Origin of the sequence: Exiguobacterium undae DSM 14481, assembly GCF_000620805.1 — a bacterium.
Classification (GTDB): domain Bacteria; phylum Bacillota; class Bacilli; order Exiguobacteriales; family Exiguobacteriaceae; genus Exiguobacterium_A; species Exiguobacterium_A undae.
Window position 1 is genome coordinate 826,278 of sequence record NZ_KK211187.1, and the last position, 12,452, is coordinate 838,729.

General features: G+C 49.1%; 17 protein-coding genes and 1 riboswitch. Of the genes, 12 read left to right on the forward strand and 5 right to left on the reverse strand.

Going from position 1 to position 12,452, the window contains the following annotated elements:
• Nucleotides 1-61: 61 nt before the first annotated feature.
• From P397_RS0104855 to P397_RS0104885, 7 genes are all read left to right on the forward strand, one after another.
• Nucleotides 62-625: a dihydrofolate reductase family protein gene (locus tag P397_RS0104855; protein ID WP_028105810.1), complete on the forward strand. Its 564-nt coding sequence runs from the start codon at nucleotides 62-64 to the stop codon at nucleotides 623-625.
• Between the two features lie 136 nt (nucleotides 626-761).
• Complete coding sequence (locus tag P397_RS17115) at nucleotides 762-1,835, forward strand: acyltransferase (protein WP_035414066.1); 1,074 nt, start codon at nucleotides 762-764, stop codon at nucleotides 1,833-1,835.
• A 179-nt stretch (nucleotides 1,836-2,014) separates the two neighbouring features.
• The gene (locus P397_RS0104865) at nucleotides 2,015-2,860 is read left to right on the forward strand and encodes a DUF72 domain-containing protein (protein ID WP_028105811.1); all 846 of its coding nucleotides are present in this window, start codon (nucleotides 2,015-2,017) and stop codon (nucleotides 2,858-2,860) included.
• Nucleotides 2,861-2,880: 20 nt separating this feature from the next.
• Nucleotides 2,881-4,176, forward strand: a complete 1,296-nt coding sequence (locus tag P397_RS0104870) for a bifunctional metallophosphatase/5'-nucleotidase (RefSeq protein ID WP_051523888.1) — start codon at nucleotides 2,881-2,883, stop codon at nucleotides 4,174-4,176.
• Between the two features lie 63 nt (nucleotides 4,177-4,239).
• On the forward strand, nucleotides 4,240-5,139 hold the full coding sequence (gene lipA / locus P397_RS0104875; RefSeq protein WP_026832232.1) for a lipoyl synthase: 900 nt from the start codon (nucleotides 4,240-4,242) through the stop codon (nucleotides 5,137-5,139).
• A 104-nt stretch (nucleotides 5,140-5,243) separates the two neighbouring features.
• Entirely contained in the window at nucleotides 5,244-5,624 is a 381-nt protein-coding gene (locus tag P397_RS0104880) for a YutD family protein (protein ID WP_026832233.1), read from the forward strand.
• An 84-nt stretch (nucleotides 5,625-5,708) separates the two neighbouring features.
• Entirely contained in the window at nucleotides 5,709-6,161 is a 453-nt protein-coding gene (locus tag P397_RS0104885) for a general stress protein (protein WP_028105812.1), read from the forward strand.
• A 40-nt stretch (nucleotides 6,162-6,201) separates the two neighbouring features.
• On the opposite strand, the gene P397_RS0104890 is transcribed toward P397_RS0104885, so the two are convergent.
• Both P397_RS0104890 and glpX read right to left on the reverse strand, forming a co-directional pair.
• Nucleotides 6,202-6,477 (reverse strand): DUF3055 domain-containing protein, encoded by a 276-nt coding sequence (locus P397_RS0104890; RefSeq protein WP_035387577.1) that lies wholly within the window; start codon nucleotides 6,475-6,477, stop codon nucleotides 6,202-6,204.
• Between the two features lie 36 nt (nucleotides 6,478-6,513).
• Nucleotides 6,514-7,494 carry a class II fructose-bisphosphatase gene (gene glpX, locus P397_RS0104895; protein WP_026832236.1) on the reverse strand — a complete coding sequence of 327 codons (981 nt, stop codon included), beginning with the start codon at nucleotides 7,492-7,494 and terminating at the stop codon, nucleotides 6,514-6,516.
• Nucleotides 7,495-7,648: 154 nt separating this feature from the next.
• Here glpX and P397_RS0104900 point away from each other — a divergent pair, with 154 nt between their 5' ends.
• Together P397_RS0104900 and P397_RS0104905 are read left to right on the forward strand one after the other, a co-directional pair.
• Nucleotides 7,649-8,092: a DUF86 domain-containing protein gene (locus P397_RS0104900; protein ID WP_028105813.1), complete on the forward strand. Its 444-nt coding sequence runs from the start codon at nucleotides 7,649-7,651 to the stop codon at nucleotides 8,090-8,092.
• A gap of 6 nt (nucleotides 8,093-8,098) precedes the next feature.
• Nucleotides 8,099-8,863, forward strand: coding sequence for a TIGR01457 family HAD-type hydrolase (locus P397_RS0104905; protein WP_028105814.1), 765 nt, complete (start codon nucleotides 8,099-8,101; stop codon nucleotides 8,861-8,863).
• Between the two features lie 45 nt (nucleotides 8,864-8,908).
• On the opposite strand, the gene P397_RS0104910 is transcribed toward P397_RS0104905, so the two are convergent.
• Nucleotides 8,909-9,136, reverse strand: coding sequence for a NifU family protein (locus tag P397_RS0104910; protein ID WP_012371190.1), 228 nt, complete (start codon nucleotides 9,134-9,136; stop codon nucleotides 8,909-8,911).
• A gap of 111 nt (nucleotides 9,137-9,247) precedes the next feature.
• On the opposite strand from P397_RS0104910, the gene P397_RS0104915 reads away from it, so the two are divergent.
• Nucleotides 9,248-9,553 carry a DUF1462 family protein gene (locus P397_RS0104915; RefSeq protein WP_028105815.1) on the forward strand — a complete coding sequence of 102 codons (306 nt, stop codon included), beginning with the start codon at nucleotides 9,248-9,250 and terminating at the stop codon, nucleotides 9,551-9,553.
• Between the two features lie 14 nt (nucleotides 9,554-9,567).
• Here the strand turns inward: P397_RS0104915 and P397_RS0104920 are convergent, their stop codons facing one another.
• Nucleotides 9,568-10,620 carry an NAD(P)/FAD-dependent oxidoreductase gene (locus P397_RS0104920; protein ID WP_026832240.1) on the reverse strand — a complete coding sequence of 351 codons (1,053 nt, stop codon included), beginning with the start codon at nucleotides 10,618-10,620 and terminating at the stop codon, nucleotides 9,568-9,570.
• A 92-nt stretch (nucleotides 10,621-10,712) separates the two neighbouring features.
• Here P397_RS0104920 and P397_RS0104925 point away from each other — a divergent pair, with 92 nt between their 5' ends.
• Nucleotides 10,713-10,946 (forward strand): YuzB family protein, encoded by a 234-nt coding sequence (locus P397_RS0104925; RefSeq protein ID WP_012371187.1) that lies wholly within the window; start codon nucleotides 10,713-10,715, stop codon nucleotides 10,944-10,946.
• A 63-nt stretch (nucleotides 10,947-11,009) separates the two neighbouring features.
• Here the strand turns inward: P397_RS0104925 and P397_RS0104930 are convergent, their stop codons facing one another.
• The gene (locus P397_RS0104930; protein ID WP_026832241.1) at nucleotides 11,010-11,576 is read right to left on the reverse strand and encodes an ECF transporter S component; all 567 of its coding nucleotides are present in this window, start codon (nucleotides 11,574-11,576) and stop codon (nucleotides 11,010-11,012) included.
• 159 nt (nucleotides 11,577-11,735) lie between these two features.
• Nucleotides 11,736-11,876, reverse strand: a riboswitch (FMN riboswitch).
• Between the two features lie 117 nt (nucleotides 11,877-11,993).
• Between P397_RS0104930 and P397_RS0104935 the strand changes: the two genes are divergently transcribed.
• Nucleotides 11,994-12,344 carry a HesB/IscA family protein gene (locus tag P397_RS0104935; protein WP_026832242.1) on the forward strand — a complete coding sequence of 117 codons (351 nt, stop codon included), beginning with the start codon at nucleotides 11,994-11,996 and terminating at the stop codon, nucleotides 12,342-12,344.
• Nucleotides 12,345-12,452: the final 108 nt, after the last annotated feature.

The following is a 12,452-nucleotide window of genomic DNA, read 5'->3' on the forward strand; positions in this document are numbered from 1 at the left end:
AGGGAGTTTTTTTTCGTGAACAGCTAAAAACGGGTAAAGGAGTAAAAAGGAGGGAGTCATCATGCGTGATATCGTCTATTCTTTTCAAGTCTCGCTCGACGGGTACATCGAGGATGCGTCGGGCAGCATCGCGTTTGCGTCACCGGACGCTGAGTTGCATCAGTATTTTAACGACTACGAAACAGAGTTTGATACCCATGTCTATGGACGTCGCCTGTACGAGATGATGCAGTACTGGGAGACCGCGGATCAAACGGAAACCGATCCGATCATCGTAGGCTATGCGAAGACATGGCAAGCGCTTGAGAAAATCGTGTTCTCGAAAACGATGACAGCAGTCGAGGGCAATGCCCGTCTTGCGACGAGACCACTGGCGGAGGAACTGGCCGCATTGAAGCAGGCACCCGGGAAGCAGATCGCGCTCGGCGGGGCGACGCTTGCGGCAGAAGCTGTCCGCTTGGATTTGATCGACCGCTACCATGTCGTCATCTACCCTGTCTTACTCGGGGGCGGCAAGCGGATGTTTCCGTTGTTTGAGCACCCCTTGTCCCTACAGCTCGTGGAGCAACAGACCTTTGCTTCCGGATGTATCGCCTTGACGTATGAGCGAATCCGGTCCACTTGATGGGTATCGCGAAGAATCTTTCGATCGTCGGAAGATTCTTTTATTTTTCTAATTTCGCGATTAGCATATATTTTCATAGAAGTTATATTATAATTGGATTTGGAAAAAATATAGAGAGAACGTAAGGTGTGGAAAAATGAAATATTATCAAGAAATACCGGTCATCCGTTCGATTGCGGCGATTCTTGTCGTATCGGTTCATGTCATCGCCGGATTATATTACGTCGGTGGCGAATTTACGAATACATCGATTGGGTACATCAATCAGCTGGCACGAATCGGAACGCCGATTTTTGCTATCATCAGTGCCTTTTTGCTGATGTCGATGGTGTTACGAAAAGGATTTGACCTGCGGCAGTTTATTCAGTCCCGTTTTTCCAAAATTTTCGTTCCTTACTTAATTTGGAGTTCGGTTTATCTGTTGTATAAGTATCATGTCGAAAACAGCCTGAATCCTGATCTTTCGATTTCGTCGTATTTCTTATACGGCAATGCACATTATCACCTGTACTTCATTTTGACGGTTCTCCAGTTTTATCTGGTCTTTCCGCTGCTGGCCCGCTTCAAGAAAAACAGCGGTTTGTTCGTTGCGCTCGGGGCATCGATGATCATCAATTACCTTTGGTTGACGTTTGGCAATGTCACGACGGATGTGGAATGGATCAACCGTTTCGTTAATGGACGGTCCTTCCTGTTGAACTGGATTGCATACTTCATGATGGGCATTACATATGCCGTATATTATCAAGAGTTTCAAGACCTCTTAAAACGCTACCGGACGAGCTTGTTGCTTGTGAGTGGGGTGATCCTGCTCGACTTGTGGATCAGTATTGATTTGGCACGTCTCTATACCTCGACGAATATCTCGAACTTGATCTATATTCCGTTCGTCATTGTCGTGTTGAACTATATCTTCCGACGTGTTCGTTCGGATGCAACGGCGATGAAGCTGTTTCAAGCGATCGGAACACATTCGATGGGCATTTATCTTGTCCATCCGTTAGTCATCCGTCTGATTCGGCGGTCCGAATGGTTTGAGTATTTCCAATCCGGAAGCATGTTCGTCTTGGCGATGATTATGATCCTGTCGATCTCGATGGGCATCTCGTATGCGATCAGTCTGTTGCCGTTCGGAAATTACATCATTCCTGTGCCGAAACGGAGAACAAGTCCCCGACAACCGGTTGACGTCCAACAAGTCGCTTCATGATCTGAAATGAGTCAAACAGGCAGTCCATCCCCCTGATTTTTGCAGGAGTGGGAAGGATCTGCTTGTTTTTTATATGGAGAACCTATGTCTTTTGGAAGACGAGCTTTGAAGAAGAAATTCCCGATTCCGCTATGCTATGATAAAAAATATGCAGCGCACACAGATGAGGAGGGGGAAGGATGATTTATGTCGGCGTGACCGGTTGGGGCGATCACGACAGCCTCTATCCGACACCACAAGACCGGAAAGAGAAGCTCGCTGCCTATGCGGGCCATTTTCCGGCAGTCGAGGTCGATTCAACGTACTATGCGATTCAACCGGAACGGAACTACCAAAAATGGGTCGCGGAAACACCGGATGCCTTCCGGTTCATCGTCAAGGTCCACCGGGCGATGAGTGGTCATGACCGGGAAAACAAGGATCCGCTTGGTCCAATCTTTGAACAATACCTCGCGTCGATTGAACCGATGCGGCAGAGTGGAAAGATTGCAGCGATCCTCGTCCAACTCCCGCCCTGGTTTGATGTCAGTAAAGTCCATCTCGAGTATCTTCAGACGATTCGGAAGTCGCTGGCCGGTCTTCCTGTCGCGATCGAGTTTCGGAATCCGTCCTGGTATTCGGAAGCGTACCAAGAGCGGACGCTGCGTTTTTTGGCCGAGCATCAGTTCATCCATACGATCTGTGACGAACCGCAGACCGAAGACGGGTCGGTACCGTTTGTTCCCGTCGTGACACAGGAGACGGCATTTGTCCGGCTGCACGGCCGTAACGTCAACGGATGGCTCAAGAAGCCCGGTCAAAGCAGTGAGGACTGGCGGAAGGTCCGTTGCCTGTACCGTTACTCGGAAGAAGAACTGCAAGGTTTGGCGACACACATCCGTTCACTTGCCGAACAGGCAAAAGACGTGTATGTTTTCTTTAACAACAACTCAGCAGGAGACGCCGTACCAAACGCCAAACGGTTGATCGAGATTTTAGGTCTTGATTATGAATCGCTTGCGCCCCGGCAAATTTCCCTGTTTTAACACCTAGAGGAGGCTTGAGCGTGAAGTTACACGTCATTCATTATAACGATCTGCATTCACACTTTGATATGTGGCCTCGCTATATGTCGTTCATGAAAGAACACCGGACGTACGATTCCCTCGTCTTCGATTTAGGAGACCATGCGGACCGGGTCGCACCGGCGACGGAAGCGACGCAAGGTAAAATCAATACGCATCTATTAAATGAACTGTCCCCGACGGCCGTCACGATCGGAAACAATGAAGGCATTACGTTTCCGCATGATTGGTTGGCGGACTTATATACGGACGCGACGTTCCCGGTCCTCGTCTCGAACTTGACGGCACCGTTTGCGAAAGCCGGGATGATTCAAAACCTACCGACGGGAAAAGTCGGGATTTTCGGGCTGACGGCTCCCTATTACGAGCTGTACGCCTTGCTCGGATGGACGATTGAAGATCCGTTGGAAGCGGCAGCACGTGAAATCGAAGCCTTGCGGGATCAAGTCGACGTCTTGATCTGTTTAAGTCATCTTGGGTTTTATCAGGATGAAGAACTGGCGGAACGGTTCCCGGAGCTTGATTTGATCATCGGAGCGCATACGCACCACGTCCTCGATGACGGGGTCGTCAAAAACGGGGTGTTGATTGCCCAGGCTGGAAAGTACGGTCAGTATGCAGGGGAAATCTACTTAAACACGGATACGGGCGAAAAAGAGGCTGTCCTGCATCCGCTTGAAGCTTATCCGGCAGACGAGGCGACATCGGTCTTACTCGATAAAGAACAGTATTTAGCCGAACGTCAGATGAAACAACCGATTGGCCGGACATCAGGTCTGGCGAATGACTGGTTCAATCCGTCCCCGTTTACCCAACTGCTCGCGGATACGATGCGCGACTGGTGTCAGGCGGACCTCGCCTGTGTGCCGGCCGGGATGTTGCTGGGCTCATTGTCCCCGGGACCGGTCTCCGCGTTTGATTTGCACCGGCTTTGTCCACACCCGATCAATCCGTGTAAGGTGACGATGACCGGTGTGGAATTAAAAGCGTTCATCGCGGAAGTCGACAGCGAACGTTTTGAACAGTTGAAAGTCCGTGGTCTCGGTTTCCGTGGTAAATTAATGGGCAAGATGCATTATGCTGGAAATCATCAACAGATCGACAATACGAAAACGTATACCGTCGTCCTGCCGGATATGTTTACATTTGGTCCTTTATTTCCGGAAATTAAAGAAATGCCGAAAGAATATTTCATGCCGGAATTATTACGGGATTTGTTGTTCAATCGCTTATCGGAGAAGTCAGAATTTGGTGAATTACCCGTCCGCAAACACTGAATATTTGTTATACTGTAACAGAAATCAGGTCAGTTTTTTACGGATAAAGGGGGAAACCGATTCATGGGACGCGGAGAGATACAACGTAAACCAGAGTGGTTGAAAATCAAGTTGAACACGAATGAGACATACACAGAACTCAAAAGTATGATGCGCGAGAAAAAGCTCCACACGGTATGTGAGGAAGCCAAATGTCCGAACATTCATGAATGTTGGGCCGTGCGCCGCACAGCGACTTTCATGATCCTTGGAAGCATCTGTACACGGGCTTGTCGTTTTTGTGCCGTCACGACGGGTCGACCAAACGAACTCGACTTGGAAGAACCGAAACGAGTGGCGGAATCCGTTCGTCTGATGAATCTGAAACATGCGGTCATCACAGCGGTTGCCCGTGATGATTTAAATGACTTCGGGGCCGGTGTCTACGCGGAGACGGTGCGTGAAGTGCGTCGTATGAATCCGGAGACATCGATTGAAGTCTTACCGTCTGACATGGGTGGGAACTTCGACGCGTTACAGACGCTGATCGAAGCCAAGCCGGACATCATGAACCACAATATCGAGACGGTGCGCCGTCTGACACCAACGGTCCGGGCAAAAGCAACGTACGACCGGACGCTTGAATTCCTGCGTCGTTCCAAAGAACTCGCACCGGAAATTCCGACGAAATCGAGTCTGATGCTCGGACTCGGGGAGACGTGGGACGAAATCTTACAGACGATGGACGACCTGCGTGCGAACGACGTCGACATCATGACGATTGGTCAGTATCTCCAACCGACGAAAAAGCACTTGGATGTCATCAAGTACTACACGCCACAAGAATTTGCTGAATTAAAACAGATTGCGCTCGGAAAAGGCTTCTCGCATTGTGAGGCCGGTCCGCTTGTCCGTTCGTCGTACCATGCTGACGAACAAGTCAACGCGGCGAAAAAAAATAAAGCGGCTCTGCCGATCGATTGATGATCAAGGACCGTCCACGCTGCGTGCGAGGACGGTTTTCTGCTGTCTGACGATTCGTTTTCAAGTATGATTATGGTAAGATAAAGGAAGCAGGGGGTGGAAAAATGATACAAGTCAATCGTGAAAGATATGAAATCGTGGAAGAAAAACGAGAAGGATTTAACGAAGAAGCCTTCATCGGCCGGTTTAGTGATGTGCTCGAAAAATACGACTACATCGTCGGAGATTGGGGACACGGGCAATTGCGCCTCCGTGGTTTCTATGACGACAACCATGAAAAAGCAACGTTTGATACAAAAATCTCCCACGTGGCGGATTATTTGTATGAATACTGCAATTTCGGCTGTGCGTATTTTATCGTCAAACGGATGGAATTCGTAGAAGGAGAAGAAGCACCACCTCGCTTCGACGGATCTTCAGCGAATACGTTAAAACTGAAACGGAAGTTCTCGGCGGCGAAAGAAGAGACAGAGGACGAGCAGTAATCAAAATGACATCTGAAAGGATGTTTCTGATTGGGTGTTTTCGGCTAATAATATAGTATCACGCACCTATAGGGGGAACTATCCATGAGAATCGTCGGGATCTATCATTCGGTACCAGAAGTCGTCAGTGCTGTTCATGATTTACGTGTTGCAGGTGTCATTTCTACTGATTTAAAAGTCATCGCTCACGATCGTTATGATTTAGAGCAGATTGAGGAATTGGCCGATTTAAAAAACCAGCAGACGTCGACACGTCTGTCGCAAGAAGAACACATGAATCTGTGGCAAGAGATCAAAGGCATCTTTAAAAAGGACAGTGCCGGGTCTTCTTCAAACCACGATGTGCTCGAAGCGAGCGGATTGACGAAAGATGATGTCAACCGTGCCAACCAAGCAGCGGAAGAGGGACAATTCGTCTTACTCGTCGGCGATGAAGCGGATCAACATTCTGAACGGAAAGCTCACGATGAATCGGATAATACCAACGTTTTCAGTGGTCCAAACACGCTCAATGAGCGGAACGACCGGTTACTGTAACAGCAAAACAGCCAACTCCCAAGGGAGTTGGCTGTTTTTTTTATAATCCGATATAGTCGCGCAGGTAGCCCTCGAGCTCGTCGGCCGCTTCATCTTCTAAATCAAAGGCATGGGCGATATAGCCCGGCTCGTCGAAGTCGTCCGGACCGATGATCGCAAACCGGTTTGATAAGAGATTCAGCACCAAAATCTTTCCGAAGAAATGTTCGGAATGGGTAATCGCTAAATCAAACCGGCTCGTCTCGCCGATCCAACAGACGAACCGGGTTTTCGTTTGTTCGACTTCATCATATAAAAAATCACGTTCTTGCATCATCTGTCAGTTCCCTCATTTCCTTCATCTCTGCTTAGATTAAAGGGTTTGGGGAACTTTTTGCAAGTACGGTTTACGCGAAAGACTATGTTCTGCGATGACCTTCCGGATCGTCCGTGTTTTTGAACGCATCACGAGTGACGTCGTCTCGACGATATCGTCCGTCAAGAAGCGGACGCCGTCGAGCATCTCACCTGTCGTCACGCCGGTTGCCGCAAAGATGCAGTCATCACTCTTGATCAGATCGTCGAGCGTCAACAATTGCAGCGGATCGGCAAGTCCCATCCGGATGACACGCGCCGTTTCTTCCTCATTCATCGGGTGCAGACGGGCCTGCATGTCGCCGCCCATTGCCTTGACGGCAGCGGCTGTGATGACGCCTTCCGGTGCACCACCTGTTCCGATGAAGATGTCGATTCCGGTTGAAGGAGAAAGCGGGGCGATTCCTGCTGAAACGTCTCCATCCTCAAAGAGACGGACACGAGCGCCGACACGCATCGCTGCTTCCCGGAAATGATCATGACGCGGACGATCCTGCATGATGACGGTGACGTCTTCAATCCGTTTCTGATTCAGTTCCGCTGCTTTTTGAATGATGACTTCGAGTGGATCGTCGAGTGAGACATGTCCTTTTAAATTTGGACCGACTGTTAGTTTATCCATGTACATATCCGGTGCGTGGAGCAGGGCACCTTCATCCGCGACCGCAATGACGACCATGGCGTTACCGAGACCTTTGGCGACGATGTTCGTCCCTTCAAGCGGATCGACGGCGATATCGACGACTGGTCCGTTTGACGTCCCGACCTGTTCGCCGATGAATAACATCGGTGCTTCGTCGAGTTCCCCTTCACCGATGACGACGGTTCCTGCCATGTTGACGGTATTTAAGACTTCGCGCATCGCGGTCGTTGCCGCATCATCGGCTTCGTTCTTTTTCCCGCGACCAATCCACTTGGCGGATGCTAATGCTGCTGCTTCTGTTGCTCGGACGATTTCTAATGCTAATTCCCGTTCCATCTATGAATAACCTCCAAGTCACCTAATGTGACATACTATTTTCGTGAAAATCTAAATTGAGGATAACACATTGAGGAATGTGATGCAAACAGCCTTTCTGCTTTTCATGTCCCGCGGATAGAGCTAAAATGAAGGATGTGAGGGGGAATGCTGGATGTATTTCGTAAATCGTGAAAAGATTGAACAAACGGTGGTTTGTTTTGAAACCGCGCTGCGTCAAAGCAAAGAATTAACAGGGGATGCGTTGACGATTTCACTGGCGTGGGAACGGATCGGGTTTTTGGTGATCGAAAGTATCATCGATGTGGGGAACAGTATGATTGATGGTTTCATCATGCGTGATCCGGGAAGTTATGAAGATATCGTCATGATTTTAGAAGATGAACGGGTCGTGGATGCGCCGCTTGCGACGAGTCTGAAACGGATCGTCGCCCTGCGGACACGGATTGTCCGTGAATTTACGACATCGAGCACAGCAGAGATCCGGGATGTTCTTTTGGAAGAAGAAACGCAGTTGCGTCGTTTTCCGGAAGCCGTCCGACACTATTTAGAAACAGAACTCGGACCGGTTTCTGCATTTTTACCAAATGAGGAGTGAGCCAGGATGAAAGCAAAAGGATATTTGTTTGATTTGGATGGAACGATGTATAACGGGACAGAACCCGTCAAAGAAGCGGTTGATTTCGTGAACCGTCTGCAAGAGCAAGGGGTGCCGTATTTGTTCGTCACGAACAATGCCTCGATGACGGCGGAAGCAGTCGCTGAAAAATTACGTGGCATGGGTGTCCATTCGAACGCGGAGCACGTCTTGACGAGTGCGATGGCGACAGGTCGCTACATCGCAGAACTCGATCCGGGTGCGAAGGTCTATGCGATTGGAGAAGGTGGATTGATTGATGCCCTCGAGCGTCAAGGCTTACAGGTCGTCGCAGACGAGCAGGCTGATTATGTCGTCATCGGTCTCGACCGTCAAATCACGTATGAGAAGTTAGCAATCGGAGCACTGGCGATTCGTGCAGGAGCCCGTTTCATCTCGACGAACGGAGATATCGCGATTCCGACCGAGCGTGGCTTTTTACCTGGGAATGGTGCGTTGACGTCCGTTTTACGGGTAACGACGGAAAAAGAACCGTTTTATATCGGGAAACCGGAACCGGTGATGATTAATATCGCAGCTGAGATGATTGGTCTCGCGAAAGAAGACCTCATCATGATTGGCGATAACTACCATACGGACATTCTGTTCGGCATCAATGGCGGTATCCGGACGATGCATGTCAACTCCGGTGTCCATACGCCGGTCTTCATTCAAGGGCAGGATGCTCAACCGACGTATATGGTCGATACATTGGCGGAATGGATTCTGTAAACAAAAAAATCCCCATTGACGGATGTCAGTGGGGATTTTACCGATTTAGAAGACTTGTTCGACTTCAACGACGCCGGCTACTTCTTCAAGCAGGGCACGTTCGATACCAGCCTTCAGTGTGATTGTTGAACTTGGGCAGCTGCCGCAAGCTCCCATCAAACGGAGTTTGACGATACCGTCTTCTACATCTACGAGTTCAACGTCTCCTCCGTCACGAAGAAGGAACGGACGCAATTTTTCGAGTACTTCGTTTACTTGATCAAACATTTCCATGCGTAAACACATCCTTTCTTATAGCATCATTGTAACAGGGTTGAAAAATGTTCTCAATCTGGAAAACTTGTATACTATAAAAGAAGTGCAACAGGAAGAGGGGGACAAGTGATGGAAATCAAAGTATATGGCGCCGCACAGACGTGTCCGAGCTGCGTCGGGGCACCAAGTTCGGAAGAGACCTACAGTTGGCTGCAGGCCGTTCTCGGACGGAAATATGAGACGGCGTTGACGTTTGAATATGTCGATTTCGAAGCCGCGACGATCGAAGATGACTGGATTCTGGCTATAAAAGACGATGTCTATTTTTATCCGCTCGTCCTGCTTGACGGTGAGATGATCGACGAAGGGTACGTCCAATTGAAAAAAATCACTCAGGCAATCGATACGAGACTTGAAAAAACGGCCCCGGAATGACCGGCGCCGTTTTCTTATTTGATTTTTTTGTGTTTCCAGAGCACGCCGGATTTCAACAGGCGTGGAACTTTTCCGGTCAGCGCCTGTTTCCCCATGACGATTCCGAATCCGTCTGATTTCCCGAGTGATCCGAGCATCCCGCGTAACTTGATTTCCGGCAGTTTCGGCAACTTCTTGCCAGCCCATTTCGCCTGCAGGACATCGACGACTTGATCGGCTTGATGTTCTGCGAGCTGACCGCTTGGAGCATACGGCAAACTGGCACAGTCCCCGATGACGAAGACATTTTCATGTTCCGGCACATGGTGGTGTTCCGTCAGCTTAATCCGTCCGCCGCTGTCTGCTTCAAACCCAAGATCTCGTACGACTTTGACCGGTTGCGTCCCGGCTGTCCAAATCGTCAAGTTCGACGGATAGGCGTCATCCCCGTTTTGGACGTCATCCGCTGTGACGAACGTGACGTTGGAATTGTTGATGACTTCGACGTCGTGCTCTTCGAACCATTCCTGGACGTATGTCGATACTTTATCCGAGAGGAAGGACAAGACGGACGGACCGCGGTCGAATAACCGGATTTTTAAATCTTTCCGGCTTTCATGCAGTTCACTTGCCAGTTCGACACCGGAGAGACCGGCTCCGACGATCGAAACGATCGCCCCCGGAGAAAGCCCGCAGATTGCTTGTTGTGTTTTCCGTGATTCCTCGAGTGTCTGGATGCTGTACGTAAACTCTTGTGCGCCCGGTATGTTATGGTATTTGTCTTCACACCCTAAAGCGATGACTAAATCATCATAAAAAAGTTCCGTACCGTCTTGCAGATGGACGGAGTTCGTCTCGGGTGAAATCTGGACGACGTGACCATATTTATATGTGAGGTGTTCTCCTTCCGGAAATGCGATTCGGACATCCCGATCCGACAATGTTCCGGCAGCCAGTGCGTAATATTCTGTTTTTAAGGCATGATACGGTAAACGATCGACGAGTGTCACAGCGACCTCTTCATCCTTGAATCGTTCACAAATCCGCATCCCACCGTATCCGCCACCTAAAACAACCAGTTGCTTCATAACTTAAAATCCCCCTTAGTTCCCCTAAATCAGTCTGACCTTGTATAATACGACATGAGGAAAGATAATTCCTGCTTGAAGGAGGAAAAAAAGTGAATCCGATTATTGAATTTTGTATCAGTAACTTAGCGACAGGGACCCAGGTCGTCATGCAACAACTCGAACGGGACCCGAATGTCGATGTCGTCGAATATGGTTGCCTCGGATATTGCGGGATCTGCTCACTCGATCATTTTTGTCTGGTCGATGGCGAAACCGTTGTCGGAGAGACACCGGAAGAACTGCTTGAAAAGATTTATCAGAAAATCGAAGAAAACGAGCTCTAAAAAAATCCCCGTGTCTCATTTGAGACCGGGGATTTATGTCTGTCAGCGGGCGCGGCTTCGGACTTAGAAGGATTGTTGGCGACGCATCATCCATGGTTTGAGTTTCAAGAACAGCGGAATGAAGAGTGCTGAGATGAACATCGCCTTGATGATGTTAAACGGCAGGATACCGGCCGTGATCGTCGTCCATTTGACGGCTGGATCCAACATGTAATCCATTCCGAAGAACCAAGCATACGCTGGAAGAATTAAGATATAGTTGAGGATTGCGAGACCAAGTGCCATCGTGATCGTACCTGCGACGAGACCGGTTGCAAGACCTTTTGTAGATTTCTTTTTATGATAGAACCAACTGACCGGAAGAATGAAGGCGACACCGGCAGCGAAGTTTGCGAGCTCTCCGACCGGAACACCGCTTCCGCGGAAGATGTAGTACAGGACGTTTTTGAGTGCTTCGACGATGACACCTGCAATCGGTGAGAACATGATGGCAGCGATCAAAGCGGGAACGTCACTGAAGTCGATCTTCAGATAGTTCGGTAAAAACGGCAGTGGAAAGTTGAGTAACATGAGAACAAACGAAATTGAACCTAACATGGATAACGTGACCATCTTTTGTGTGCGTTTCATACGAGTATAATCTCCTTTTGCTCGTTCCTCTCGATGAAGTATTGGCATGGCTGCGTCCAAAATAAACCCCCATCGAAAAGTGTTCGATAGGGGAGAAGTCCGCAATAAACTAAACCTGAACGATTTTTGCAAAAATCGGTTCAAGAAATAGAAACATGCCGCCATCTTCTCCCATCCAGACTATACTGTCGGCTCCTGAGTCACACAGAATCAGCAAATAGCGCCCTATTCGCTCGCGGGCTTCAGACGAATCGTCTGTTTACCGCCGGTCGGGAATTTCACCCTGCCCTGAAGATGGAACGATTTAATTTTTTTTGATACAACTCCTTTATACAACGAATTCAAGATAGTTTCAAGCAACTAGGTTTCGATTCCCTCTGAAATTGCGTATACTGATAAAAAAGGGAAGGTGATGACATGATTCATTTAACAGAAGCGGCCGCACTCCAAGTCAAAGAGATGATGTTGCAGGCGCCGAACGATGAACAGAATCTGCGGATGCTCGTTCAAGGCGGCGGATGCAGTGGTCTCTCCTACGGTATGGGCTTTGACAGCCAAAAGGAGACTGACTTAACCTTTGAGCAACATGGGGTGAAGGTTATCGTCGATCAAAAAGATTATCCGGTCGTCAAAGGACTGGAAGTAGATTATAAACAATCGATGCTCGGCGGTGGATTCACGATCACGAATCCGAACGCCATTGCGACATGTGGATGCGGGACGTCGTTCCGGACCGCAACAAATGCCGGTACACCCGGCGGATGTTAATCTAATCCGTTTCACCGCAGACGATGCCGTCTGCGGTTTTTTTGTTTTCAAAGCGAGAGGAACAGGACTTCACGGTCTACATGGAGAAGGACTAACAAGAACGTTAGA

Coding starts and splice junctions, on each gene's coding strand:
- P397_RS0104855 (WP_028105810.1), top strand. CDS start 62: ATGCGTGATATCGTCTATTCTTTTCAAGTCTCGCTCGACGGGTACATC.
- P397_RS17115 (WP_035414066.1), top strand. CDS start 762: ATGAAATATTATCAAGAAATACCGGTCATCCGTTCGATTGCGGCGATT.
- P397_RS0104865 (WP_028105811.1), top strand. CDS start 2,015: ATGATTTATGTCGGCGTGACCGGTTGGGGCGATCACGACAGCCTCTAT.
- lipA (WP_026832232.1), top strand. CDS start 4,240: ATGGGACGCGGAGAGATACAACGTAAACCAGAGTGGTTGAAAATCAAG.
- P397_RS0104880 (WP_026832233.1), top strand. CDS start 5,244: ATGATACAAGTCAATCGTGAAAGATATGAAATCGTGGAAGAAAAACGA.
- P397_RS0104885 (WP_028105812.1), top strand. CDS start 5,709: ATGAGAATCGTCGGGATCTATCATTCGGTACCAGAAGTCGTCAGTGCT.
- P397_RS0104890 (WP_035387577.1), bottom strand. CDS start 6,477: ATGATGCAAGAACGTGATTTTTTATATGATGAAGTCGAACAAACGAAA.
- glpX (WP_026832236.1), bottom strand. CDS start 7,494: ATGGAACGGGAATTAGCATTAGAAATCGTCCGAGCAACAGAAGCAGCA.
- P397_RS0104900 (WP_028105813.1), top strand. CDS start 7,649: ATGTATTTCGTAAATCGTGAAAAGATTGAACAAACGGTGGTTTGTTTT.
- P397_RS0104905 (WP_028105814.1), top strand. CDS start 8,099: ATGAAAGCAAAAGGATATTTGTTTGATTTGGATGGAACGATGTATAAC.
- P397_RS0104910 (WP_012371190.1), bottom strand. CDS start 9,136: ATGGAAATGTTTGATCAAGTAAACGAAGTACTCGAAAAATTGCGTCCG.
- P397_RS0104915 (WP_028105815.1), top strand. CDS start 9,248: ATGGAAATCAAAGTATATGGCGCCGCACAGACGTGTCCGAGCTGCGTC.
- P397_RS0104920 (WP_026832240.1), bottom strand. CDS start 10,620: ATGAAGCAACTGGTTGTTTTAGGTGGCGGATACGGTGGGATGCGGATT.
- P397_RS0104930 (WP_026832241.1), bottom strand. CDS start 11,576: ATGAAACGCACACAAAAGATGGTCACGTTATCCATGTTAGGTTCAATT.
- P397_RS0104935 (WP_026832242.1), top strand. CDS start 11,994: ATGATTCATTTAACAGAAGCGGCCGCACTCCAAGTCAAAGAGATGATG.